Genomic DNA, 23,202 nt, shown 5'->3' on the forward strand with positions numbered 1-23,202 from the left:
AGGAAAAATAGACATGAGCAAACTCCCCGACAGCGATCAAAACACCAGCAGCGCTACTAGCTCGGATACCCGCATCCACCTGGATCCCTTTGCGAAGATCACAATCAACGGCCTCCCGCACGTAGAGGTTTCGTCCGATGAGACGGGCTGTGTTCTCCGCCGCATCGACCGGCCCCGGGTATATGCGAAATACACGACCGCCGAGCTGAGCGATCTTGTTTCCCAGGGCCGTTTGACCCAGGACCGGGAAGCGTTTTCCAGCACCGAACTTGGTCTCAAGTACGATCACGAGATCCAGCCCTGGCATCTCGACGTTGAAATCGCTGACCTCGTGGTGTTCCGGAGGTACTTCTGTGACGAGTTTCTTTCGATGGAACTCAATGGCCTGACCACTCGAAGTGATGCGGCCATGAAGGTCGCGATTGGACATATTTTCGCGAGCTGGTTTCGCCGACCGGCAAATTTGGAGCGCTCCGGCAACCGCTTCCGTGGACCACCGACGGTTCAAGCCATCACTCGCCCGCACCCAAGCACTCTTCGAGCGTGGCTCCGGAAATACAAAGCCAGCGGTTTCAAAGCCATGGCGCTCTGCCCGCTGAGGCACAAGCGCATCATCTGGAGCCGATCCCCACACTCCCTCAAAGACTTCCCCACCCCGAAGTCCGCAATGCAGTCAAATCTAAAAGGAAAATCATCATGACCGAACTCCACAGCAACCAGAACGCCAACACCGTATCGGAATCCGCAACGCGGATCCGCTTCTCGCCCCACTCTAAGATCACGATCAAGGGAATTCCGTACACCGCGGTGTCTTCCGACGAAGAAGCCTGCGTGCTTCGCCGCGTCGACAACCCGGAAGTCTGCGAAAAGTTCACCTTCGTACAACTGCTCGACCTTGTCGCTCAGGGGTTGATGACCAACGAAGCGGATGCCTTTTCTCCGTCGGCACTGTCTCTCAAGATCGGTCCTAACACCAAGCTTTCGGACTTGAAGCCGAAAGTTGCCGAACTCGTCCGCTTCCGCCAGTTCATCTGCGACGAATTTCTCAAGTTGGAGCAGGAAGGCAAGGCATCGCGCAGCGATGCCGCGCTGACGAAAATCATCATTGACCTTCATGGCAAGTGGAGCACCGAGCTCGCGCTGAGTGCGTTGGGGGCGCGGTTCAGTGCCGAGCAGACGACGGGAACTTTCGGAATCCCGAAACCCAGCACCGTCCGCCGTTGGCTCCAGATGTATGAAGCGGCCGACTTCAATGCGATGGCGCTTTGTCCTTTGAAGCACAAGTGCGGCAACCGGAAAGACCGCCTCCATCCGGATGTCCGGGACCTACTTCGCGACGGCGCCCGTGAGTATGCCAGCCTCCTCAAGCCTACGATGAAGGGTGTCTATGACAAATTCGGCGAACATTTCGACGCGCTGAATGAAAAGCGGGGAAAAAAGGGACTGCCTGTCCTTCCCAAGCCGAGTATCGCGGCCATGCGCGCGGAAATTCGCAAGCTCGCGCCCTATCACATTGATGCCGGTCGAAAAGGCCAGTCTTACGCGATGAAGAAGTACGCGTACATTCAGGGCAAACACCGTCCGGAGTGGCCCTTGCAGGTCGTTGAGATCGATGAGTGGAAGGTCTCGCTCCAGACCCTCCTTCAGGGTACCGGCATCTGGGAAAAGCTCGGTATCTCGGCTCGCGAGACCCTGAACAAGGACATTGGACGATTGCAGCTTTCTGCCGCGATCGACGTTCGTACCAAGTGCATTCTCGCAATGCAGCTGGCTCCCACGGCCACGACCGATCTTGCAATAGCCACCTTGAAAATGGCGATGTCCGACAAGAGCGACTTCGCCGCGGCCGCCGGTTGCGAAACGCCTTGGGACATGGCCGGCCACATTCAGATGGTTCGGGTGGACAATGGACCGGCATATGTCGCCGGCGCATTCAGCACCGCGGCAATCGATGCTGGCATCGCGGTCGACTACGCCGTCGCTGGTGCCCCCTATTTGCGCGGGTCCATCGAACGGGTGTTCAGCACTGTCCATACCGGACTGATCTCTCTCTTCGAGGGCCGCACCTTCACTAACGTTGTCGATAAAGGAGAATACAAAGCGGAGGAACGCGCATCCCTCACCATCGAAGAACTTGGCAAAGCACTCGTTCGCTGGGTGGTCGACGTCTACCACAATACGGCCCATGAGGGCTTGGGTGGACAGACGCCTCGGAATTGCTGGTTGTCCCTTCGGAAAAAAGTTGGTGTCCCGCTTCCCCCGAACCAAGACGCGATGCGCGCCTGTGTCGGGCTTGTTGCGGAACGCCGCCTCCGCAGTGAAGGAATCCAGCTCTACTGCAACAAGTACCAGTCCACTGAGCTCCAGCGGGTCCGGAGAAAATACCGAACCGGATTGCTGAAGGTGCGCTTTGATCCAGATGACCTTGGGCACATCTCCGTTGAGACGCCAAAGGGCTGGCTCAAGGTTCCCTGCACGACCCCGGAAATGCACGGAACTTCCCTGGAAGCGCACGTAGCCAACCGGCAACGCATGTTGGCGCGTTACGGCGAGGAGGCCGCACAGTCGGAGGCGATCGTTAAGAAGGCACTCGAGGACCTCCGGCGTATTTCTGACAAAAGCCGTGAAAATCGAAATATCGCATCGCCGGTCTTCACAGCAGACAACCTCGCCAGGCTCGACAGCCTGTTCTCCGACGACCGCATCAGGATCGATGAAGACTTCGATGGCGACATTCTGGGGCTCGATGAAAACGACGAAGCAGATGAAGCCGGTGATGCGGCTGCCGCCGATGACAACACCACAGAGTCATACGTGAAGGAGGCGCTGCCGTTCCTGGGCGACGACGACGATGACGATGACGATGACGATGACTACGAGTACATTTTGGAGGACTGAGATGAAGACTGAAAATTCCTATGATGAAACCGCCGTAGCTGAGACTCCGGCAAAACAGGAGGGTGCGCGTCGCCGTCGAAAGCGCAGTTCGGAAGTCGCGCTCCTTCAGGCGCAGCTGAAGCACACCTATTATCCGCACGTACGCGACAAGACGCTCATCGACCAGCTCAACAAACTGCTGGACGATTTCGAGGATCACGAAGACATCGCGGAAACGCTGGGGCTGAGCCGCGTTGGACGGTTGAACGAAGGGCGGGCAGTTGTCATCGTCGGTGAATCTGGAACCGGAAAGTCCCGCTCTCTTGAGCGTGCGTTTGCCGACCTCGGCATGACCGACCCAGCTGACAAGACATTTGTCCTGTCCGTCTGGGCCCCCTCCCCCTGCAACCTCAAGCAGCTTGGCATCGAGATTTTGGAGGCTTTGGGCTACAGGGTCCAACGCGATCTTCGGGAAAACGTTGTCTGGCGACTTGTCAGAGAACAGCTCGCCCTGCGGAAGATCCGCTTCCTGCACATCGATGAATTGCAGCATCTGACCCAGCTGAACAACGCCGCCGAAGCGCTCAAGGTCTGCGATACCTTGAAAGGATTGATGCAAAATGCGGACTGGCCGATGTGGCTGATCCTCTGCGGAATGCCAAATCTCGCTCGTATCATCGAGGGCGATTTCCAACTGCGCCGCCGTAGCACCTTTGTTCGCTTGGACCAGCTGACTGCTTGCAAGGAAGACCTCAAGGAAATCCGAAACATTCTCTACAATTTCTGTGGGAAGGCGGAGTTATCTCTCGACGGTCTTCAAATCCGGGAACTCGCCAGCCGTCTCCTGCATGGCACCGAAGGCCGTCTTGGGTATCTCATTGAAGTCGTCCAAGAAGCACTTTCCGTGACGCTGCAAGAGGGACGGAAGAACCCGCTTATGGGTGACTTTGAGCGAGCCTATGAAGCCAAGACCGGTTGCCGCCCTGAGCACAATGTCTTCGCCGACGGCGTCGAGTGGCAGGACATTGACGTCCGCAATACCCTTTTCCCCGAGGAGGAAATCGAGGACGAGCCGAAGCCGAGAAGGCGGCGCAGCAAGGTCGTCAGGGGGGCATAACAATCAAACTGAACTCTTTTTACATCCCCACCTGCCACCCGGACGAAACTTTGACCAGTTACTGTTCCCGTATTGCGGCCTTGCACACCTGCTCCCTGCGCGACCTATGCAATTACAAAGAATTGCTCGACTACCGGGGTATTTGCGGTGGCGCACCGGCTGCAATTGCCGATCTATCTCGTTTAGTCGGTTTTGAAAATGGGCGGTTTCCTGGCGTGACAACCACCGTTACCGGCAAACGTATGTTCGAGATCAACGGCGAACAATTCACTAGGGCATCACTGCGTCGCGCCCAAATTCGGGTCTGCCCACATTGTCTTCAAGAAGACATCGCGCGCGATGTCGATCACCCGGTAGCGAGACATTACGGACGAGTTTCTTGGACGATTGCAGGCATCCGCACCTGCTCGAAACACAATACTGCACTCGTGGTTGCGGCTTTCGATGACTCTCCAAATCAAGTGCACGATTTTTCGAAACTCGTGACACCTTTTGTTACCAAGCTCGACCAGCATGTAGCGTCTGCTCATCACCGTAAACCTTCTGATCTGGAAACCTATTTGGAAAATCGGATCAAAGGTAATCGGCCCAATCTCTGGACCTCCTCCCTCCCCGCTTATGCCGCCGCCCGGGCTTGTGAGATCATCGGAGCAACAAGACTCCATGGCGCCGATGTGATGGCTGAATCCCTGTCAGAGGACCAATGGTACGAAGCCGGCCAGACCGGGTTTGAGATTGCCGCACGGGGTGAAGAGGGAATTCACAGCTACCTGGATCACATGCAGCACACCTTTGCAGGAACTCGGCATGCCTGGGGTCCCAGGCAGATCTACGGACGCCTCTACGAATGGCTTGCCCACGAGACCGAAGATACCGCCTACGATCCGCTTCGGAAAATCATGACCAAGCACGCTTTCAATACGCTGCCCATGGGATCGGAAGACGAGATCTTCGGCCAGCGACCTTCAAGACGCATCCTTCACTCCATTCACTCTGCCCACCTTGAAACCGGCGCCCATCCGAAAAGGCTGAAGAAGGTTCTCCATGCGGTCGGCCTCATCGGCGAAGATCAACTCCACAAGTCAGATGAGCGAGTTCTGTTCCATGCCGACGATGCAAAATTCTATCTCGACCGGATTGAAGAGAGCATGTCCCTGAACCAGACCAGGGCTTACATCAATGCGCCCCGTCCCGTAGACCGTGTCCTCTTCGAGGCAGGTCTCCTGAAACCCTGGCTCCATGGTGGCACCGGCGTTCTCAAGGACCATGCCTTCGCAAAACGTGATCTGGATGAATTCCTGTCGGCCTTGACCGCCAGTGCGGTGCCGGCGACGGGCGCGGAGACGAACTTGGTGCCGATCTTGCGCGCAGCAAAGATGGCGAATTGCTCCACCCCGGAGATCGTGCAGCTGATCCTGGATGGCCGTCTGGACACGATCCGGACAGACCCGGAGCTGACCGGTTTCCTTTCCGTCCTCGTTGATCCGGATGAGGTTAAACCGCTGGTCCGCCGGGATGACCATGGTGGATATTCCCTTCGCGAGGTCGAACAGAAACTGAAGACGTCGACACGGGTGGTCAAGGCACTCATCAACCATCACCATCTCGAAGCTGTAACCGCGGTCAATCCGATCAACCGGTGTCCGCAGACGATCGTCAAACGGGATATCCTGGACAGCTTCATGGAAAGGTTCGAGACCGCCAGTTCGCTGTCACGACGATCCGGGACTCATCTCCAGACAATGATGAAACGGCTTCAAGGATTGGGGGTCGATGCCGCCTTCCCAAAGGATCAAATCCCGGCGACCATCTATGCTCTGGATCAGGTCCGTTCTGTGGATCCGGATCTCCTTCCGAATCCCTGATCCTCCGATCGGTCAACGCAAAAGCGCCTCCCATTTTGGGGGGCTTTTTTGTGCCTAATAGCCGGAATTCAGGACGTTATTGAGCAACGCTTTGGCTTCATTTGATTATGGCTTTGCCCGAATCCCCGGAAGAACTGAGCCAAATTCAGAAATAAATGCATTTATTTTCAATGACTTATATATCCCGTGCGCCATACTATGCTTGTAGGGACACCTGACACACGAATAAAGAAACCCGCCCGTCGGAAACGACGGGCGGGTTTTTCAATTTGAGGCGTTGGTGGCCGCCGCAAGTCACCGGCTACACAAAGGGTATGGCGATGAACGCCGGGGCGATCGCAGATGTTTCTGCCCTTAGGTGATCGGCAGCATGACGTGCTCGCGGTAGGCCGGTCGTCCGGACAGGCGCTGCCACCAGGCCTTTAGAGCCGGCAGGTCCGGCCGGTCGAACTCCATGCAGTGCCAGCGATAGGCGGAGCAGCCGAGCGGAATGTCTGCCATGCTGACCTCGTCTCCGAGAATATAGTTTCGGCTTTGCAGATGGCGGTCGAGGATCGCCCAGAGTTTGCCCGCCTCGTTCAGGGCCGCAGTCATGGCAAGCGGATCACGCTCGCCGACCGGGGTGCGCACCAGTTGCCAGAACAGGGTCGTCATGGGCGGGTGCACGCTTGTTACGTACCAGTCCATCCACTGGCCTGCGTGGCCCCGCAGCTGCGCTGTCCCCGGCTGCCACGGCGCCGACCCGTAGCGATCACAGAGGTAGCGAACGATGGCGTTCGATTCCCACTGCACGTGGTCGCCGTCGACCAGCGTCGGTATGCGGCCATTGGGGTTCTGGGCCAGATACTCCGGCTGGTCGTTGCCCCCGAAGGCCCCGCCGATGTCGGTTCGCTCGACCTCAAGGCCGAGTTCGGCGGCGCACCACATGACTTTCTGGACGTTGACCGAATTTGGCCGTCCAAGCACCTTGATCACGGATTGTTTCCTGATTTCAGAGACGACAAGGACAATCTGTCTATCAGCATCCGGTGACCGGGTCGATCACCCGAGCGCATACCTCAGGACCGAACAGCTGCCGCCTTTCGGACGAAAGCCTCGATTTCGCCGGCAGGACGCGCCCCGGCGAGCCGGGCGACCTCGCGGCCCTTGTGCCACAGGATCAGAAGCGGAATGCCCCTGATCCCGAGCCGCTGGGATACACCCGGAAAGTCTTCCGTGTTGATCTTGGCAAAACGTGCATTTGACGACAGCGCCTTGCCGGCCTTGGCGAATTCCGGTGCCATCATGCGGCACGGCCCACACCAGGGCGCCCAATAGTCGACGACAAGCGGAACCTCGTCCGTTCGTGTCGCCTTGTCGTGGGTTCGCATATCCAGCTCGGCAACATTTCCCGTCATGAGCCGATCACCACACGAGCCGCATTTCGGCCCGGCGGTGAGCTTGGCCACAGGCACCCGGTTGGTCTGGCCACAGGTGGCGCATGTCAGCTTCACAGCATCTGTCATGGAGCAGGATCCAATATTTCATAACTCGCGAACATATAGGAGCGAGGGCATCCGCCCTTCAAGGGAGACCCGATGTAATCCGGGACTCATCCGGGCGGTCATCCGCAGGTATTCCAGTGCTGCAATTCGGTCTGCCAAACCTGCAACTCCCGTCCCTCCGCGCTCCGACTCCGGACGCATACTAAAATTTTCCTCGCAATTTCATTGGATTAGGCAATTTTGCGCCAGATCAGACGGGACCTCTTTACAAAAGTCATAAAGTATTACTTAATGCCTTTCGTGAGGAGAAAACACCCTCGGGAGGAAACTATGACTTTAAAGGCAATGCTCATTGCCGGCGCGATGGCGATCGCCCCGGCAACCGGAATGGCTGCCGATCTGACCATCGGCTTTTCACAAATCGGTTCTGAATCTGGCTGGCGCGCAGCTGAAACCACCGTGACCAAACAGGAAGCGGAAAAGCGCGGTATCGACCTGAAGTTCGCCGATGCCCAGCAGAAGCAGGAAAACCAGATCAAGGCCCTTCGCTCCTTCGTGGCGCAAGGCGTCGATGCGATCCTGCTGGCTCCGGTCGTCGCGACCGGCTGGGACGAAGTGCTCAAGGAAGCCAAGGAAGCCGAGATTCCCGTCATCCTGCTCGACCGTACGGTCGACGCTCCGGAAGACCTTTACCTGACCGCCGTCACGTCCGACCTCGTCCACGAAGGCCGCGTTGCCGGCCAGTGGCTGGTCGATGAAATGGCAGGCGCCAAGTGCGACATCGTCGAGCTGCAGGGCACCACCGGTTCATCCCCGGCCATCGACCGCAAGAAGGGCTTCGAGGAAGGCATTGCCGGCAACGATAACCTGAACATCGTTCGCAGCCAGACCGGCGACTTTACCCGCAGCCAGGGCAAGGTCGTGATGGAAAGCTTCCTGAAGGCCGTCGGCGGCGCCAACATCTGCGCGCTTTACGCCCACAATGACGACATGGCCGTCGGCGCCATCCAGGCGATCAAGGAAGCCGGCCTGAAGCCGGGTCAGGACATCAAGATCGTGTCCATCGACTCCGTGCCGGACATTCACCTTGCCATGGCGGCTGGCGAAGCGAACGCCACGATCGAGCTGACCCCGAACATGGCGGGCCCGGCCCTCGATGCGCTGGAAGCATACCTGTCCACCAATACCGCGCCTCCCAAGTGGATCCAGACCGAGTCGCGTCTCTTCACTCTCAAGGATGACAACAAGGCCATCTACGAGATGAAGAAAGATCTCGGATATTGATCCATAATCCCATGCCGGGCGGAAGACCTCCGCCCGGCATTCAGATAGAACAAGAAAAAGAATTGACGGCCTTTCAGGGGAGGAAGAAAGCCGATGTCGCTTACGCAGGACCCGGTGCTCGAATGCCGGAGCGTTTCCAAGTTTTTCCCCGGCGCCATCGCTTTGGATGCAGTTGACCTGACGCTCTACCCGGGCGAAGTCCATGCGCTGCTTGGCGAAAACGGGGCCGGTAAATCGACCCTTATCAAGTGCCTGACCGGCGCCTACAAGCGCGACAGCGGCACCATAGTTCTCAACGGACAGGAAATCTCACCCGCAAGCACCCAGGAAAGCCAGGTGCTGGGGATCGGCACCGTCTACCAGGAGGTGAACCTTCTGCCGAACCTGAGCGTCGCGGAAAACCTGTTCCTCGGCCGCCAACCCATGCGCCGCGGTTTCATCAATCAGCGACAGATGCATGCCCAATCGCGTGAGCTGCTCGCAAAATTCGGTCTTGATATCAACCCGGCCGAACCCCTGTCTGCATTTTCCGTCGCGGTTCAGCAGGTCATCGCCATCGCCCGCGCGGTCGAACTCTCCGGCAAGGTCCTGATCCTGGACGAGCCGACGGCAAGCCTGGATCGCGACGAGGTGCAGCTTTTGTTCTCGGTGATCAACAAGCTCAAGTCCGAAGGCCTTGCCATCGTCTTCATCACCCATTTCCTTGACCAGGTCTTTGAGATCTCCGACCGCGCCACCATTTTGCGCAACGGCCGGGTCATTGCCACCAAGACCCTTGCCCATTCAAGCCAGACAGACATCGTCACGCTGATGCTGGGGCGCGAACTGGAAGACCGGATTCACGACAGGGCGCCAATGGAAGCCGGCGAGACCTTCATCGAGTTCTCGAACTTCGCAAAGCGCGGCGTCATCGAACCGTTCGACCTGAAAATCCGTCGCGGCGAAGTCGTTGGCCTCGCGGGATTGCTTGGCTCCGGACGCACGGAAACGGCAAACCTCATCTTCGGCGCCATTCAGGCCGACCATGGCGAGGCCTTGCTGGAAGGCAGGCGGATTCGACTTGGCCACCCACGGGATGCCATCGCGCACCGCTGGGCGCTCTGCCCGGAGGATCGAAAAAGCGATGGGATCGTGGGGGATCTTTCCGTTCGGGAGAATATCGTTCTGGCGTTGCAGGCCCGGCAGGGGTGGTTCCGCCCCCTGCCCGCCGCAAAGGTCAACGAACTGGCCGAGCGCTATGTGAAGGCGCTCGACATCCGGCTTGCCAATCTCGACATGCCGATCCGGCTTCTGTCCGGGGGCAACCAGCAAAAGGCACTTCTGGCACGCTGGCTCGCGACCAATCCGTCGTTTCTTATTCTCGATGAACCGACCCGAGGCATCGATGTCGGTGCCCATGCGGAGATCATCGCGCTCATCGAGAAGCTGCGCGAAGATGGCATGGCCCTACTCGTCGCTTCGTCCGAGCTTGAAGAGCTCGTCGCCTATTCCACGCGCGTGATCGTTCTGCGCGACCGACGTCAGGTGAGTGAATTGACCGGAGACGATATCACGACGGCGAACATTGTCCGGGCAATTGCCGACGAGACCGCTGTGGAGGCCGCGTGATGTCGACGGTTTCACGAGCTACCTTGAAGCGGGTGACGCCGCAGCTGGTCATTCTTGCTGCCGTACTGCTGCTCAACCTTGTCGTGTTTCCGGACTTCTTCCGGATCGAATTCCAGAACGGCCGCCTGTTCGGCAACCTGATCGACGTCTTCAACCGCGGTGCGCCGACCGCCCTTCTGTGCATAGGCATGACGCTGGTCATCGCGACCAAGGGCATCGACCTGTCGGTCGGTGCGGTCATGGCCATCGCCGGAGCCGTGGCAGCGTCCCTTGTGGTTGATGGCCATGCCTGGCAGGTGGCGTTGATCGGAGCGCTCGCCGTTGGTGTCATCTGCGGCGTCTGGAACGGCATTCTGGTCGCCGTGCTTCGGATCCAGCCCATCGTCGCGACGCTTGTCCTGATGGTCGCCGGCCGCGGCATCGCCCAGCTGGTGACCGAGGGAACGATCCTGACCTTTGTCGATGCTGGCCTCAATCATCTGGGTGCGGGCACGATCATCGGTATTCCGACACCGATCGTCATCTGGATCTGCCTTGGCCTTGCAATCACCGCCATCGTTCGAGGTACCGCACTGGGCATGCTGATCGAGGCAATCGGCATCAACGAAAGCTCTTCGCGCCTTGCAGGTGTAAACAGCCGCGTTCTGATCGTCTCGGTCTACCTGATTTCAGGCTTCTGCGCCGCGTTGGCGGGGGTCATAGTCGCCGCCGACATCAAGGGGGCGGATGCCAACAATGCCGGACTGTGGCTGGAACTCGATGCCATCCTTGCGGTGGTCATCGGCGGTAACTCCCTGCTCGGCGGCCGCTTCTCGATCATCGCTTCTCTGATCGGCGCGTTGATCATCCAATCGGTGAACTCGGTGATCCTCCTGTCCGGCATGCCACCGGAGTTCAACCTGATCATCAAGGCCCTGATCATCATCGCAATCCTGATGATCCAGTCGCCCACCGTCAAACACGCGCTCTACATCTTGCGCGCATCGGCAGAGCCGCCCGTATCAAAGCCGACCACGGAAGCCAAGGAAAGCACGTCATGATCCGCTCGACCCACCTACCGTTGCTGGTCACGATCCTGACGTTCGTGCTCGCCTATACGTTATGCGCGTGGCAATACCCGTCCATGCTGTCCTCAAGGGTGGTCGCCAACCTGCTGACCGACAATGCCTTTCTCGGTATAGCCGCTGTCGGAATGACTTTCGTGATCCTGTCCGGAGGCATAGACTTGTCGATAGGCTCGGTGATCGCCTTCACCGGGGTATTCCTGGCAGTCGTCCTGCGGGACACTTCGATCCATCCGATCACGGCCTTCGGTCTCGTCCTGATTGTCACCGTCTCGTTCGGTGCTGCCATGGGAGCGATGATCCACTACCTGGAAATGCCGCCCTTCATCGTGACGCTGGCCGGCATGTTCCTCGCCCGCGGCGCTGCCTATGTCCTTTCGACGGACAGCGTGCCGATCACGCACGAGTTCTACGACACGCTGCAGTCGATCTACTGGAAGGCGCCCGGCGGCGGCAGATTCCGCCTGACGGGCCTGATCATGCTGCTCACCTTCATCGGCGGCATCATCGTCGCCCATCGCACCCGGTTCGGCCACAACGTCTATGCCATGGGCGGAGGCCTTGCGACCGCCAGGCTGATGGGGGTACCGCTGGCCCAGACGACAATCGTCATTTACGCGATTTCCGGCGGGCTGGCCGGACTGTCCGGTATCGTCTTCTCGCTCTACACGTCCGCAGGATACTCTCTGGCGACCGTTGGCGTTGAACTCGATGCCATAGCGGCCGTCGTTATCGGCGGAACGCTGCTGTCCGGGGGCACCGGGTTCGTCGCCGGGACCTTCTTTGGCATTTTGATCATGGGGTTGATACAAACGTTTATTGTGTTTGACGGAACATTGTCGAGCTGGTGGACCAAAATCGTGATAGGCGGTCTGCTCTTCGGCTTCATCCTGCTTCAGAAGGGACTCACTTGGGCAACGACACTGCGCAGAAGACCAGCGACAGAGTTCGCCGCGCAATCATGACGTTCGTCGCAACGGGCGGACTGGGAAGCCAGATCGGCAACCATACCGATCAAGTCGTGGAGCAGCTTGGCCGAGCCATCGTTTCCGGAGAATATCCGCCGGAAACAATGATCCCGCTCGACCCGGACATCTCGGAAATGTTCAATGTCTCGCGCACCGTCGTGCGTGAGGCCAAGAAGACGCTGATCGCGAAGGGCCTCATCCAGTCCAAGGCGAAAGTGGGCACCCATGTGCGTCCCTCGTCCGAGTGGAACATGTTCGACCCGGATGTGCTTCGCTGGCACTCGGTGCTGAAGAACTCCCGGCCATTCCTCGAAGACCTGTTCGAGATCCGGCTGATCTTCGAGCCGGCCGCAGCGGAACAGGCGGCCAAGCGCGCAAGCGATGCCGAATGCGCAGCTCTTGGGAAACTGTGCGACAATCTTTCAACCGGACAAGATCGGGCGGCAGTCGCCGTTGCAGACCTCGAATTTCACAAGATGGTGCTTAAGCTGTCCGGGAACAGGTTCCTGCAGTCGCTCGGAGACCTCGTCCAGACAGCGCTCTATTCGCTCTTCATCGCCGAGGCCAACGAGCGCAACGATCAGGAAACCTACGAGTTCGTCGCCCGCCACCGTGCCATCGTTACCGCAATCGCCAAGGGAGACGCGGAAGCCGCCGGCGAAGCCATGCGGGCGGTCATTCTCGCCGGTCGCCGGATCGAACTCAGCACCTGAACACGAGCAGCTCGCGAGCAGGCTTGGGTTGCCCGGGCTGTGTCAGTCGGCTCGGGACAACATCTCCGCGAGGCAGGTGTCGAGGTTCTCTGCGGTGTAGGGCTTTGTCAGCACCACAGCGTTCTGGAACCGCTCGGGAAGACCAGTGCTGTCCCCATATCCACTCGCGAAAATGAACGGAATGCCGAGCTCAACGAGCCGATCTGCGATGTCCAGACTTGTCTCGTCTCCCAGATTGATATCTAGAACCGCAAATCCGCAGGTTTCCTGATCAAGATACGCCAGCGCATCGGAAACGCGGTTGTGCACACGCACATCAGCAAACCCGTTCGACTTGAGCATGTCTTCGGCGTCGAGTGCTATGATGACATTGTCCTCAATCAACAGGACGGTTTCACGTTTTGGCAGTTCGACCTCGGCTTTTGACGCGCCGCTGCCGGCTCCCTTGATCGCACTGCCCGCATCCCGGGAAACAATGTGGGCAGCCGGCACCTTGAAACGCGCCCGCAGGCCCGCCGGTGCGAAATCGAGATTTGCCTCACCCTGGAGCTCAAAAGGTACGGAGCGTTTGATCAGCGTGCTGCCGAAGCCTTCATGCTTCGGCCTCGAGACCCTGGGGCCACCCTGTTCGTGCCAGTCAATCGTGAGGGATCCATCCCCCGCGAGCGCCCAAACGACCGAGAGCCGGCCCGAAGAGATCGAAAGACTTCCATACTTGGCAGCATTGGTCGTCATCTCGTGGAGCACCAGCGCAAGCGTCGTGAACGCTTTGGGACTGACGAGGACCGGGGGGCCGCTCAGTTGCGCGCGCAGGGCGCCCTCCACGCAATAGGCTGCAAGCTCTGCTTCGATCAAACTGCGGAAAGGTGCAGGGGCCCAGTTTTCCTGCGTGAGCTGGTCGTGAGCGCGGGCAAGCGCCTGTACCCTGTCACCCAGAACCGTCTGGAACTGGTCGATCGTGCGGACCTGCTTGCCGGTCTGCGCCACGAGCCCACGAATGAGAGTGAGAATGTTGCGAACCCTGTGGTTGAGTTCACCGATCAGAAGATCCTGCTTGTCCGCCGATTGCTGACGCAGCTTCTCGCTTTCACCAATCGACTTCAGGATAATCTCGAGCAGCGTCGTACGCAGGGTTTCGGCGATCCGCAGATCCGAGGCATTCCAGGGCGCGGCCGTTCCCCTGACCTCTTCCTTCCAGAGCTCGAAGCTCTTGCGAGGCGTCAGCCTGTCGCCAAGTGGCCCCACCTGTATTGCCTTTTGCGGATTACCCGCCCAGTTAACCTGCTGCGTGCGCTCTTGCCGGAAGAAGATCAGGTAATCCCGCGGACTACGCGAGACAGGAATGGCCAGCAACCCCGGAAATTTCCGGGCGATTTCAGGATGGCTGGCGAGTTCGGCCGACAGTGTGGCCGTTGCATAGGTCTGACTTTCTGGCTGTGAGTTCAGATAAGGCACAAGAACTGCCATGTCTTCCTCGCCTGGACACTCGCCGTTACAGGCAAAATCGCCATCGACCCAAACGGCGACACCGTCGCACTCGATTACATCGCGAAAAAGAGGCAGGTAGCGCGACAGGTTGTCGAAAATCGAGCCATCGAAAGAGACCGCAGCCATGATCTTGTCATGCACCGTGCGTGCATGAGCCTCGTGGATATAAAGCTCATCGGTTTCTCGGCGCGAAAGCTCCAGAGAGAACATCTGCGAGAACAACTCCGCAGCTGTACGGCGATCAAAACCGACCTGCTTGGGCGAATAATGATGACAGGCAAAAAGCCCCCACAATTCGCCCCCGACGACGATCGAGATGGACAAGGAGGCGGCGACGCCCATGTTGCGCAGGTACTCGATATGGATCGGCGAAACGGCGCGCAGGACGCTGAGCGACAGATCAACCGGCTCAACATCGCCCTGCGGCGCAATGATCCGGGAGACATTGCCATTGACGTCCGCAATGATGCGGAACTGGTTCTTGACGTAAAGAGCCCGCGCTTGTCTGGGAATGTCGGACGCCGGGTAGCGAAGCCCCAGGAAGCTGTCGACATTGTTCATCGCCCGTTCTGCAACAACCTCGCCGGCGCCGTCCTCCATGAAACGGTAGACCATCACGCGGTCATACCCTGTAACAGACTGGATCTGCTGCGCGGCCGCATCAAGAAATGCGTCGAGATTTTCGGCACGGCCCAATCTTGCCATCATCGACCGGACCAGCGAAATCGCGTCGATCCTCTCGTTCTGGCGACATGGCTCGATTTCCACGATGATCCGATGACCTGAGAGATGAAGTGCCGCATCGAAGGGCGTGCCGGAACCGAACAGGTCGATGCCGAAGAGCCGTTCGGTCGTGTCGCAGTCATGAAGCCACTGCAGACGGCTCCTCAATGTCTGGAGGGCGTCCTGGCTGAAAATCGTGCAGGCCTGCGCTCCGAGAAGATCGGGTGCATGGCGACCTGTATAGGCGGCGCAATTGTCGCTGGCGTGGGAGACGACCCAATCCGGGGTGAATGCGAGCAGGCATCCGAAATCCTGAACACCGCCAAGGAGATGGATAGGTTCGCGATCACAATTCGTCAGGTCAACATCACCCATTCCCATACCCTTTCGAGGAGCCGCGCTCGGCACCCTTGCGTATAATTTCCAAACCCAACGTTAAACAAATGCTGTTCGATCACGGGGTGAGAAAGGCACCGAACGCTTTCCCAGCCCCCAGCATCATCCCATTACGGTCGTTCAGTCTATCGTCTGCATCGGACAGCTTCCCGAGAAAAACCGACCAGAAACGGCAGTCGATATTTCCCGCCAAAAATGGCGAGATGGACGGTTCGGGGAGCATGCGAGCCAACATGCGGCCCCCGAGCCGCGACCCCTCGAGAACATAGAGCGCTCCCCAGGTCTCAGCTTCCGATTGGAACCTGACGGCACGCCCCCCCGCCTGGTTACCCATAGCGATCTCTTCCTCGAGGATATGAAGGCGCTTACGGTCCGGCCATTCGGGGAAGATGCTCGACATCCCAAATTCGTCGAGGGCCGTTTCAATCGCGGAAAGCCCTGCATGCATGAATGACAGGAAGCTGGACAAACCTTCGGGATTTCGCATGTCGAAGAGAGCAGCCCGGCGATCGACCGCGGTATGCAGGTCACGGGTCGCCTCGGCTAAGACATGACGAATTTCGGCTTTGCAGCCTCCCTGGCGGATAGCGGTGAAAGCGGAATTCAAAAAAGAGCTCCCAGGCCCGGGTTTTCAGGAACACAACGCAAAGACCCTGTGTCGACATTGCCGCAGAGCCATTTCACAGGCGCCGGACCACCAGAATTACCCCTACATTACTTGAATCAAACGCACCAGTTTCGGAGCGGTTCCACAAAAAGTCCGATTTTTTTCAACGCGGTTGTCACAACCGTTTTTGGAGCATTCCGGCGAGCTGCCAACATGATTTTTCGGAACCTCTGTCGCAGACACAGCGTTCCTTCCGGAGCTCTGACCAGTGACAGAGCGGTCATACGAATGCCAACGCCAGATGGAAAAAGGGGCATGTTTCATGACAATTCCGGACCCAATCTCCGATCCTTTGAAGGGCCCTGCTTCGATCAGAAGCACCATCGCCGATTTGTGCAAGACGGAGTTCCGCCTCCTACGTTCGGAGATTGCCGAAAAGAGCGGACTGATCGTCAACGGATTGATCGCGATCGCAGCCGGTGCCGTCCTGGCGCTGCCTGCAACCTTCATGGTTCTCATGTCTGCCTCCGCGGCGCTCGCTGCTCGAGGCATCGCCGATCCACTTGCCCATCTGATCGTCGGCGCCCTCACCCTTTGCGTCGCAGGAGCGCTGGTCTGGTACGGTAGGCGGCGTCTTGCCCCCGAACAACTCGCCTTGACCAGAACCGTACGCCAGCTGAAGAAAGACCTCGAATTGGTGAAGGAGGCGTTCCAATGAGCAACCGCCTCGCAGACCCGAACGAGCTGGAAACTCGGGCAGAGCAAAAACGGAACCTTTTACGCCGTCAGGTTGCCGAGGTCCGACAGGCTCCATTACAGGCGGCAAGTGCAATGCTGGCTAGACGATCACTCGCAGCAACCCGACCGGCCAATCGCCCTTCCAAGAAGCATGCGATCAGCACCGAAGTCCTGGCAGCAAGCCCGGTGGCAGTCTTGTGCCTGGCCGCAAGCATCGGCTTCCTGATCGGCGCCTCAACCAGGCACCTGGGTCAAACCAACTCAGTCAGCGCCAATCAAAGAAATAAATAATTTTCTTCATCGCAAAGGAACCGCGGCACCATCGAAGCATTTTCTCTACATCCAAAGAGGAAAGCAAAATGACACTTCGAACTTCACAAACCGAAAAGCTGCAAAATGGCGAAGCAAATACGGTTTTTGCATCGGACATTGTTTCACCTCTTGCAGATACACTTGTGAGCGAGGCAAAAACTCTAACGAGCAGCCTTACTCATCACGCAGGCCGAGCACTTTCGCGGAAATTGCACGCCTCTGCATCCATGCTGGATCAGGTCGCGTCAACCCTCAGGTCTTCGCAGCCGGCCGACGACGATCTCGTCGCGCCGATAAGCAAAGCTGCCGCCGACTATATCGAGGTTTCCGCCGAAAAGATCCGGCACGTCGATGGCGACGAGGCACTGGCTGCGATTGCTGCCACCGCCCGCCAGCACCCCCTGCCCCTGGCGCTCGGCGCCGCTGCAGCCGGCTTCCTGGCCGCCCGTTTCATTTCCTCCAGCACCAAGTAAGGAGAACCAGATGCCTAGTAACTCCACGACCAAACGCGCTTCTACCAAGCCGCAGAACCGCACGATCGCCCCGACACCGAGCCGCGAGTTCTTTGAGGAGCAGGAAGCCAAGCGTCACGCAGAAGGTGGCCGCAATCCTGCCTATGACGAACGTCGCCAGTCGCGTTCCGAGGCAGCTTCCAGTTACCGCGAAAAGCTCGGCGACACGTCTCGCCAGGTGCAGCAGGGTTGCAAGGACGCAGCCGCCCGCGCTTCCGGTTTTGCTCGCGAGCATCCGTTTGCGGTCGGCGCCCTTGGCCTGGTTGCCGGTTTCGCGCTCGGCGCGCTGATCCCGAAAAGCCGTCTGGAGACCAAGGCGTTCGGCGAGGCCAGCAACGACTTTATCAAGAGCGCGACCGAGGCCGGCAAGTCGACCCTTCGCAAGGGCCGCCGCAAGGCGGAGGAAGCGATGAGCCAGATGACCGGTTCCTCCGAGTACGATCACGATGAAGCCGCGCTTGAGGAAGGCCTGGAAGATTCCTTCCCTGCAAGTGATCCGGTTTCCGTGACCAGCGTCTCGCGCGCCGGCTAAAGAGCCATCTTGTTCCGGCGGCGATCCCAACGGACGCCGCCGGCAAACCCTTCCCTCAAATCACTCCCCTCATCGACACGTTCGGAGACACACCATGGACGACCATGATCTTCGCAAGGCGTTCGAGGACTTCATTACTTCCGACAGTTTTCCCTGTGTCGGAGCCAAATCCGCCCTGGTTCGCGACAACATCCAGCTCGTGATCGCCGACGCGATTGACCGCCCGACGTCAGACCTGGAAATTCACGACGCCGTCAGGGCTTTCCATGACAGCCTGGATCTGGACTCCCCGACCGTCCAATCGCTGGCGGTGCTGTTTCGTGGCCCATGCGAGGTCACGGAGGACGAATTCGAAACGGCGCTGTGGGACCGGCTTCAATGCCTGCACAATCTCGACGTTGCGACTGGTGAAATCTGGAACCCGGATGTGTCCAACGACCCGAACGATGCGCATTTTTCGATGAGCATTTGCGGAGAGCCATTCTTTGTCGTGGGGTTGCATCCCGGTGCTTCGCGCCCTGCTCGCCGCTTCGCCTATCCGGTTCTTGTGTTCAATTCCCATCGGCAATTCGAAAAGCTGCGTGAGGATGGACGTTTCGACAAGATGAAGGAAATCATTCGTCAGCGCGACCAGGAGCTGGCGGGCTCCATCAATCCGATGCTCGATGATTTCGGCAGGGCTTCAGAAGCACGCCAGTATAGCGGCCGTATGGTCGACAATGACTGGCGCTGTCCGTTCTCCTACAAGGAAGGTGCAGCATGACATCCCGCATTCCGCCACGCTCGGGTACTGCTTTCGACCTGCAGAAAGGCCAATTCCTGACCGTCATCGACCCATTAGGCGAGCAAGTTTGCGACCTCGTCGCCTACAAGAGCGCCGACCGCAAGGAGCACATCTCCTCGGGCCGCTCGATCGATTATGCCAGCCGGATCTTTCTGACGACCGGCGACCTGCTGTACTCCAACAGGTCGAATCCACTTCTGAGCATCGTTGCGGACGAAGTCGGGCGTCATGACTTTCTGCTGACACCCTGTTCCAGGGACACATTCCGGATCATCTACGGGGACAAGGATCCTCATCAGGGCTGTCACGGCAATCTTGCCGAAGCCCTTTCCCCCTATGGCATCGGCGCCGACGAAGTTCCTATCGCCTTCAACGTGTTCATGAACGTCGACGTCAATGGCTCGACCGGCGAAATCAAGGTGCTGCCCCCCAAAAGCAGGCCCGGCGCTCGCATCGTTTTCGAGGCGCTGGACGATCTCGTCATCGGCATGACCGCGTGTTCGGCCGGTCAATCCAACAATTTCAGCTTCAAGCCCATCGATTATTCAGTGACCGATGTTTGCCCTTCATGGGTAAACCCTGAAAAGCCGGCTGAGGCAGATCTGGAAACATCGGGGGCCTGAGATGGCAGAGCCAATCTGGTTCGACGGGTTTGACGATCTCATCCGCATCGCCATCCGCGTCCCGATGCTCTATTTCGCGATCATTGCCTTCATCCGGATCGCAGGCAAACGCTCGATGGCGCAGATGAACAATTTTGACTGGATCGTCACCGTTGCACTCGGCTCAATGGTCGCCTCCGGTGCCTTGCTGAAGGATGTGACTGTGGCTGAAACGCTGTTTGCGGTTGCCGCCTTCCTTGCGCTGCAATTTGCACTGACAGCCATAACCTGCCGATCTGAACGCTTTGCTGCCTGGATCAAGCCGTCACCGCGAACCCTCGCACGTCACGGGCGTTTCGATGATGGTGCAATGCGGCGCGAGAGGGTAACCAGCGAGGAAATCCGCTCCGCTCTGCGCCAGCAAGGCCTGGATGACATTTCAATGACCGAGGAAGTCATTTTGGAGACGGATGCAACGGTCTCGGTCATTCCCCGGCGCGATCACCGGCAAGTTTGAGCTCACCCTGCACAGCCAGCCCGTCACCGTATGTGCTGGCGCACCCATTTTGTCGATCCCTCCGCCATGCCCTTGAACTTGGGCGCAGATGCGAGCGGCGCCACGAGCAAGGGCTGCTGTTTTCCAATCTGACGCTTGATGGCATGGTAGAATCTTGAACGGGTTTGCTGCGTTACCGCCAGGGCCAAATCGTCCTGGAGCCAACAGCTCTCGGACGCGCCCGCCTTTTCAAGGTCGACCTCGAGCTCTTCTTCGCGCATCCCCGGAACAAGCACCAGATAACGATCAGCCATCACGCCTGCTCCACAGCCGTCAGTGTTTGCGAGCGCGGCAACTTGCGCAGAAGGTCAAGGAAATCGCTTCCGACCGATTTCGCCTGCAAAGCCTTGATAAAGGTGGCCGCCCACCAGTTCACGTCTTCATCGACGATGTTTTCAATCGCCGCCTGATGACGTTGCCGGCGCTCATCGAGCGGCATGGCCAGGGCCTCATGGATGCGCTGACTCATCTGCCGAGTGTCATAAGGATTGGCAAGAAGGACGGCGTCTCCGAGCTGCTCTGCCGCCCCTGCAAAGCAAGACAGGACAAGGACGCCGGGATCAGCAGGGTCTTGCGCCGCCACATATTCCTTTGCGACGAGGTTCATGCCATCGGCGAGCGGCGTCACCAGCCCGACGCGCGACCGCCGGAACAAACCGGCCAGGCGATCACGCTCGACCGGTCGATGAATATATTGAAGCGGGGTGTAGCCGATGTCGGCGAACCTGCCGTTTATGGCGCCTGACAGCTGTTCCAGCTCCTCGCGAATGTCGCGATAGGCCTCGACGTTTTCGCGGGTCGGCGACGCGATCTGGAGATACGACACCTTCCCACGCCATTCGGAATGGTGTTCCAGGAGATCGGCATAGGCGCGGAAACGCTGCGGCAAGCCCTTGGAATAATCGAGGCGATCGGCCCCTATGATCAATTCGCCAATCGAACCCGTCGGCTCGTGACGCTGTGAGCGGCTGGCCGCGATTTCAGCAAACTGCCGGGCATCGATCCCGATAGGGAAGCTTTTTACGTCAACCATTCGCGAGCGATAGCGGATCGCGCCGTCCATCAGCATCTCGGAGCCTGGCAAGGTACGGAAGACCTCAAGGCATGCCGCAACATCACGGTTGGTCTGGAGGCCGACCAGGTCGAACGCGGCGAGCCAGCCGGCGAGTTCGGTGACGTCGGTCAAGGCACCGATGTTCGCGGCGGAGGGAAACGGAATATGGAGGAAGAACCCGATCGGATTGAGGACGCCTTCGCTCCTGAGCATCTGAGCGAGCGGGAACAGGTGATAGTCGTGCACCCAGATGATGTCGTCTGGTGCAAGCTCTTCCGCCAGCGTGCGCGCCAAACGGCGGTTCACCTCGATATAACCCTGCCGGTAGTGAGGCTGCAGGTCGAGCAGATCGATCCGACCATGACAAAGCGGCCAAAGCACGGAGTTGGCGTAGCCAAGGTAATAGGCGTCATAGAGTTCTTCAGGGATCTCGAGAGCCTTGCGCTCGAAACTGAGGCCCGGGTGCTCGACAAATCGGGGCTGGGCGCCGCCGGCATTTTCCCCCGGCTCAACACCGACCCACAACCCGCCCCTCTCCTTCATCGTGTCGTGAAGCGCGACCACCAGACCTCCCGATGGATTGGAACCAAGCGGCAGACGGTTTGAGATCACGACAAGGCGGGACATCGGCAGTCTCCTGAAATGAATTTTGGGGCACTGACAAGTGAACCTTCTTGCACTGCAAAAGTTCCCGTGAACCCCGTCGGCTGGAATGCCGGGGTCTGGGAAACGCCTTTTTTGGAACCATGCCGGTGATCTCACGTTCATTCATTGGCTGGAACGATCGCAGCAAACCTGCAGCGGCCGAGGCTTGCGGAACGATCCTTCCGAATAACGCCTCTAATGCCGCCCCAGTCCGGCTCAACTCCGACACCGAAAGGGGATATGCGATGAACGAAGAACCGACATTGAAGACCACCACCGAAGCCCGTCAGGCCCGGCGCGGACGTCCCGTCCTCGCGGTTCTTCTGGCAAGTCTTGCGATCGTGGTGTGCGCATTTGCCGTCATCGGCCTCTTCGAGCCGGATCCGGAACCCTCTGCCGTGTCCGCCGAGAACAACTCAAGTGTTCTGTCGGCGCCAACCGGTCCAGTCACCAACTAATCCCTCCTCCCAAGTCCACAGGAAAGGAAAGCGCATGGCTTCCGCCAACGTTCTGAACGTCAAGACCAAGAAATCCGAGAACCCGAAAACCGGTATCGACCAGGCCGCGCGCGAACAGATCGCGAAGCATCTTTCGGTCGTTCTGGCCGACACCTACATGCTCGTCGTGCGCTCGCACGTGTATCACTGGAACGTGGTCGGCCCGCTGTTCAAGTCGATCCACGACCTGACCGAGCAGCACTATGAAAACATGTTCAAGGCGGCCGACGACATAGCAGAACGCATCCGCGCTCTTGGCTACCCGGCCCCGGTGGATGCCGATCACCTGAAAATGACCATCGACATTTCGGCCCCGGGCAAGGGAATGCCGAGTGCGAAGGTCATGGTCGAGGAACTGGTCAAGGCCCACGAGAAGATCGCCGCCGAGATGCGCGATGTGGCTGAGTTCGCGGGCGAGAATGCCGACCCGGTGACCGAGGACCTTCTTACAGAACGCCTGGCGTTCCACGAGCAGGCGGTATGGATGCTTCGTGCTCTTGTGACAGACTGATCCTGAATCGCGCCCGGAACGTAATAATAACCGTTCCGGGCCGCCTAACGTCCGCTAGCGTGCCTGGAGCGGATGCCAAGATTACTCAAGAATTGCCCATGCCAACGCCAAAGACATTTGCAGGTTTCGCCTCTCCAGATGCAATCCTTCGCGACAGGGCTCTCACCCGTCGGCAGAAACGAACGGCATTGTTACACTGGCGCAAAGCCCTCAACCGGTTCTCGAAGATCCGGCAGGTCAACCAGGAACGTCAGAGCGAATTGAT

At 58.7% G+C, this 23,202-nt stretch carries 24 protein-coding genes and 1 pseudogene; 19 read left to right on the top strand and 6 right to left on the bottom strand.

Annotation, left to right across the window (positions count from 1 at the left end):
* The first annotated feature begins 13 nt into the window (after nucleotides 1-13).
* The 5 genes and pseudogenes from ACN0SY_RS01420 to ACN0SY_RS01440 all read left to right on the top strand — a co-directional run bounded on the left by ACN0SY_RS01420 (nucleotide 14) and on the right by ACN0SY_RS01440 (nucleotide 5,859).
* Nucleotides 14-700: a hypothetical protein gene (locus tag ACN0SY_RS01420; protein WP_417683976.1), complete on the top strand. Its 687-nt coding sequence runs from the start codon at nucleotides 14-16 to the stop codon at nucleotides 698-700.
* Nucleotides 697-2,898, top strand: coding sequence for a Mu transposase C-terminal domain-containing protein (locus ACN0SY_RS01425; protein WP_417683977.1), 2,202 nt, complete (start codon nucleotides 697-699; stop codon nucleotides 2,896-2,898). Before ACN0SY_RS01420 ends, ACN0SY_RS01425 begins: the two co-directional genes overlap by 4 nt.
* A 1-nt stretch (nucleotide 2,899) precedes the next feature.
* A complete protein-coding gene (locus tag ACN0SY_RS01430) occupies nucleotides 2,900-3,994 on the top strand; it encodes an ATP-binding protein (RefSeq protein ID WP_417683978.1) in 1,095 nt (364 codons plus the stop codon).
* Between the two features lie 23 nt (nucleotides 3,995-4,017).
* A pseudogene (locus ACN0SY_RS01435) lies at nucleotides 4,018-4,410 on the top strand (TniQ family protein); the annotation flags it as partial.
* Nucleotides 4,411-4,671: 261 nt separating this feature from the next.
* Nucleotides 4,672-5,859 (top strand): hypothetical protein, encoded by a 1,188-nt coding sequence (locus ACN0SY_RS01440; RefSeq protein ID WP_417683979.1) that lies wholly within the window; start codon nucleotides 4,672-4,674, stop codon nucleotides 5,857-5,859.
* A 354-nt stretch (nucleotides 5,860-6,213) separates the two neighbouring features.
* Here ACN0SY_RS01440 and ACN0SY_RS01445 read toward each other — a convergent pair whose 3' ends face one another.
* Together ACN0SY_RS01445 and trxC are read right to left on the bottom strand one after the other, a co-directional pair.
* Nucleotides 6,214-6,834 carry a glutathione S-transferase family protein gene (locus ACN0SY_RS01445; RefSeq protein ID WP_417683980.1) on the bottom strand — a complete coding sequence of 207 codons (621 nt, stop codon included), beginning with the start codon at nucleotides 6,832-6,834 and terminating at the stop codon, nucleotides 6,214-6,216.
* An 83-nt stretch (nucleotides 6,835-6,917) separates the two neighbouring features.
* Nucleotides 6,918-7,364, bottom strand: a complete 447-nt coding sequence (gene trxC / locus ACN0SY_RS01450) for a thioredoxin TrxC (RefSeq protein ID WP_417683981.1) — start codon at nucleotides 7,362-7,364, stop codon at nucleotides 6,918-6,920.
* A gap of 309 nt (nucleotides 7,365-7,673) precedes the next feature.
* Here trxC and ytfQ point away from each other — a divergent pair, with 309 nt between their 5' ends.
* The 5 genes from ytfQ (at nucleotide 7,674) to ACN0SY_RS01475 (ending at nucleotide 12,980) form a co-directional block, all read left to right on the top strand.
* The gene (gene ytfQ / locus ACN0SY_RS01455; RefSeq protein ID WP_417683982.1) at nucleotides 7,674-8,627 is read left to right on the top strand and encodes a galactofuranose ABC transporter, galactofuranose-binding protein YtfQ; all 954 of its coding nucleotides are present in this window, start codon (nucleotides 7,674-7,676) and stop codon (nucleotides 8,625-8,627) included.
* A 93-nt stretch (nucleotides 8,628-8,720) separates the two neighbouring features.
* Nucleotides 8,721-10,235, top strand: coding sequence for a sugar ABC transporter ATP-binding protein (locus tag ACN0SY_RS01460; protein WP_417683983.1), 1,515 nt, complete (start codon nucleotides 8,721-8,723; stop codon nucleotides 10,233-10,235).
* On the top strand, nucleotides 10,235-11,275 hold the full coding sequence (locus tag ACN0SY_RS01465; protein WP_417683984.1) for an ABC transporter permease: 1,041 nt from the start codon (nucleotides 10,235-10,237) through the stop codon (nucleotides 11,273-11,275). Before ACN0SY_RS01460 ends, ACN0SY_RS01465 begins: the two co-directional genes overlap by 1 nt.
* Entirely contained in the window at nucleotides 11,275-12,264 is a 990-nt protein-coding gene (gene yjfF / locus ACN0SY_RS01470; protein ID WP_417685839.1) for a galactofuranose ABC transporter, permease protein YjfF, read from the top strand. The genes ACN0SY_RS01465 and yjfF overlap by 1 nt, the downstream gene beginning before the upstream one ends.
* Nucleotides 12,261-12,980 (top strand): FadR/GntR family transcriptional regulator, encoded by a 720-nt coding sequence (locus ACN0SY_RS01475; protein ID WP_417683985.1) that lies wholly within the window; start codon nucleotides 12,261-12,263, stop codon nucleotides 12,978-12,980. The genes yjfF and ACN0SY_RS01475 overlap by 4 nt, the downstream gene beginning before the upstream one ends.
* Nucleotides 12,981-13,022: 42 nt before the next feature.
* Here the strand turns inward: ACN0SY_RS01475 and ACN0SY_RS01480 are convergent, their stop codons facing one another.
* Nucleotides 13,023-15,566: an HWE histidine kinase domain-containing protein gene (locus tag ACN0SY_RS01480; RefSeq protein ID WP_417683986.1), complete on the bottom strand. Its 2,544-nt coding sequence runs from the start codon at nucleotides 15,564-15,566 to the stop codon at nucleotides 13,023-13,025.
* Nucleotides 15,567-15,645: 79 nt separating this feature from the next.
* Complete coding sequence (locus ACN0SY_RS01485) at nucleotides 15,646-16,194, bottom strand: biliverdin-producing heme oxygenase (RefSeq protein ID WP_417683987.1); 549 nt, start codon at nucleotides 16,192-16,194, stop codon at nucleotides 15,646-15,648.
* Nucleotides 16,195-16,516: 322 nt separating this feature from the next.
* Between ACN0SY_RS01485 and ACN0SY_RS01490 the strand changes: the two genes are divergently transcribed.
* The 7 genes from ACN0SY_RS01490 (at nucleotide 16,517) to ACN0SY_RS01520 (ending at nucleotide 20,191) form a co-directional block, all read left to right on the top strand.
* Nucleotides 16,517-16,912 (top strand): phage holin family protein, encoded by a 396-nt coding sequence (locus tag ACN0SY_RS01490; protein ID WP_417683988.1) that lies wholly within the window; start codon nucleotides 16,517-16,519, stop codon nucleotides 16,910-16,912.
* Nucleotides 16,909-17,223 (top strand): hypothetical protein, encoded by a 315-nt coding sequence (locus ACN0SY_RS01495; protein WP_417683989.1) that lies wholly within the window; start codon nucleotides 16,909-16,911, stop codon nucleotides 17,221-17,223. The genes ACN0SY_RS01490 and ACN0SY_RS01495 overlap by 4 nt, the downstream gene beginning before the upstream one ends.
* A gap of 248 nt (nucleotides 17,224-17,471) precedes the next feature.
* Nucleotides 17,472-17,717, top strand: a complete 246-nt coding sequence (locus ACN0SY_RS01500; RefSeq protein ID WP_417683990.1) for a hypothetical protein — start codon at nucleotides 17,472-17,474, stop codon at nucleotides 17,715-17,717.
* A 10-nt stretch (nucleotides 17,718-17,727) separates the two neighbouring features.
* Nucleotides 17,728-18,288, top strand: a complete 561-nt coding sequence (locus tag ACN0SY_RS01505) for a hypothetical protein (RefSeq protein ID WP_417683991.1) — start codon at nucleotides 17,728-17,730, stop codon at nucleotides 18,286-18,288.
* A 94-nt stretch (nucleotides 18,289-18,382) separates the two neighbouring features.
* Nucleotides 18,383-19,051, top strand: coding sequence for a guanitoxin biosynthesis heme-dependent pre-guanitoxin N-hydroxylase GntA (gene gntA / locus ACN0SY_RS01510; RefSeq protein WP_417683992.1), 669 nt, complete (start codon nucleotides 18,383-18,385; stop codon nucleotides 19,049-19,051).
* Nucleotides 19,048-19,695, top strand: a complete 648-nt coding sequence (locus ACN0SY_RS01515; RefSeq protein ID WP_417683993.1) for a DUF1989 domain-containing protein — start codon at nucleotides 19,048-19,050, stop codon at nucleotides 19,693-19,695. The genes gntA and ACN0SY_RS01515 overlap by 4 nt, the downstream gene beginning before the upstream one ends.
* 1 nt (nucleotide 19,696) lies before the next feature.
* The gene (locus ACN0SY_RS01520; protein WP_417683994.1) at nucleotides 19,697-20,191 is read left to right on the top strand and encodes a DUF421 domain-containing protein; all 495 of its coding nucleotides are present in this window, start codon (nucleotides 19,697-19,699) and stop codon (nucleotides 20,189-20,191) included.
* A 23-nt stretch (nucleotides 20,192-20,214) separates the two neighbouring features.
* Here ACN0SY_RS01520 and ACN0SY_RS01525 read toward each other — a convergent pair whose 3' ends face one another.
* On the bottom strand, nucleotides 20,215-20,484 hold the full coding sequence (locus ACN0SY_RS01525) for a hypothetical protein (protein ID WP_417683995.1): 270 nt from the start codon (nucleotides 20,482-20,484) through the stop codon (nucleotides 20,215-20,217).
* On the bottom strand, nucleotides 20,484-21,911 hold the full coding sequence (locus ACN0SY_RS01530; protein WP_417683996.1) for an alpha,alpha-trehalose-phosphate synthase (UDP-forming): 1,428 nt from the start codon (nucleotides 21,909-21,911) through the stop codon (nucleotides 20,484-20,486). Before ACN0SY_RS01530 ends, ACN0SY_RS01525 begins: the two co-directional genes overlap by 1 nt.
* 263 nt (nucleotides 21,912-22,174) lie before the next feature.
* Here ACN0SY_RS01530 and ACN0SY_RS01535 point away from each other — a divergent pair, with 263 nt between their 5' ends.
* Together ACN0SY_RS01535 and ACN0SY_RS01540 are read left to right on the top strand one after the other, a co-directional pair.
* Nucleotides 22,175-22,387 (top strand): hypothetical protein, encoded by a 213-nt coding sequence (locus ACN0SY_RS01535; RefSeq protein WP_417683997.1) that lies wholly within the window; start codon nucleotides 22,175-22,177, stop codon nucleotides 22,385-22,387.
* A gap of 34 nt (nucleotides 22,388-22,421) precedes the next feature.
* Nucleotides 22,422-22,937: a Dps family protein gene (locus ACN0SY_RS01540; protein ID WP_417683998.1), complete on the top strand. Its 516-nt coding sequence runs from the start codon at nucleotides 22,422-22,424 to the stop codon at nucleotides 22,935-22,937.
* The last annotated feature ends 265 nt before the right edge of the window (nucleotides 22,938-23,202 follow it).

The organism is Roseibium sp., assembly GCF_048261595.1.
Lineage (GTDB): Bacteria > Pseudomonadota > Alphaproteobacteria > Rhizobiales > Stappiaceae > Roseibium.

Bases quoted from the DNA above. Each gene is read 5' to 3' on its own strand.
- ACN0SY_RS01420 (WP_417683976.1), top strand. From the start codon at position 14: ATGAGCAAACTCCCCGACAGCGATCAAAACACCAGCAGCGCTACTAGC.
- ACN0SY_RS01425 (WP_417683977.1), top strand. From the start codon at position 697: ATGACCGAACTCCACAGCAACCAGAACGCCAACACCGTATCGGAATCC.
- ACN0SY_RS01430 (WP_417683978.1), top strand. From the start codon at position 2,900: ATGAAGACTGAAAATTCCTATGATGAAACCGCCGTAGCTGAGACTCCG.
- ACN0SY_RS01440 (WP_417683979.1), top strand. From the start codon at position 4,672: ATGGCTGAATCCCTGTCAGAGGACCAATGGTACGAAGCCGGCCAGACC.
- trxC (WP_417683981.1), bottom strand. From the start codon at position 7,364: ATGACAGATGCTGTGAAGCTGACATGCGCCACCTGTGGCCAGACCAAC.
- ytfQ (WP_417683982.1), top strand. From the start codon at position 7,674: ATGACTTTAAAGGCAATGCTCATTGCCGGCGCGATGGCGATCGCCCCG.
- ACN0SY_RS01460 (WP_417683983.1), top strand. From the start codon at position 8,721: ATGTCGCTTACGCAGGACCCGGTGCTCGAATGCCGGAGCGTTTCCAAG.
- ACN0SY_RS01465 (WP_417683984.1), top strand. From the start codon at position 10,235: ATGTCGACGGTTTCACGAGCTACCTTGAAGCGGGTGACGCCGCAGCTG.
- ACN0SY_RS01475 (WP_417683985.1), top strand. From the start codon at position 12,261: ATGACGTTCGTCGCAACGGGCGGACTGGGAAGCCAGATCGGCAACCAT.
- ACN0SY_RS01480 (WP_417683986.1), bottom strand. From the start codon at position 15,566: ATGGGTGATGTTGACCTGACGAATTGTGATCGCGAACCTATCCATCTC.
- ACN0SY_RS01490 (WP_417683988.1), top strand. From the start codon at position 16,517: ATGACAATTCCGGACCCAATCTCCGATCCTTTGAAGGGCCCTGCTTCG.
- ACN0SY_RS01495 (WP_417683989.1), top strand. From the start codon at position 16,909: ATGAGCAACCGCCTCGCAGACCCGAACGAGCTGGAAACTCGGGCAGAG.
- ACN0SY_RS01500 (WP_417683990.1), top strand. From the start codon at position 17,472: ATGCTGGATCAGGTCGCGTCAACCCTCAGGTCTTCGCAGCCGGCCGAC.
- ACN0SY_RS01505 (WP_417683991.1), top strand. From the start codon at position 17,728: ATGCCTAGTAACTCCACGACCAAACGCGCTTCTACCAAGCCGCAGAAC.
- gntA (WP_417683992.1), top strand. From the start codon at position 18,383: ATGGACGACCATGATCTTCGCAAGGCGTTCGAGGACTTCATTACTTCC.
- ACN0SY_RS01515 (WP_417683993.1), top strand. From the start codon at position 19,048: ATGACATCCCGCATTCCGCCACGCTCGGGTACTGCTTTCGACCTGCAG.
- ACN0SY_RS01520 (WP_417683994.1), top strand. From the start codon at position 19,697: ATGGCAGAGCCAATCTGGTTCGACGGGTTTGACGATCTCATCCGCATC.
- ACN0SY_RS01525 (WP_417683995.1), bottom strand. From the start codon at position 20,484: ATGGCTGATCGTTATCTGGTGCTTGTTCCGGGGATGCGCGAAGAAGAG.
- ACN0SY_RS01530 (WP_417683996.1), bottom strand. From the start codon at position 21,911: ATGTCCCGCCTTGTCGTGATCTCAAACCGTCTGCCGCTTGGTTCCAAT.
- ACN0SY_RS01535 (WP_417683997.1), top strand. From the start codon at position 22,175: ATGAACGAAGAACCGACATTGAAGACCACCACCGAAGCCCGTCAGGCC.
- ACN0SY_RS01540 (WP_417683998.1), top strand. From the start codon at position 22,422: ATGGCTTCCGCCAACGTTCTGAACGTCAAGACCAAGAAATCCGAGAAC.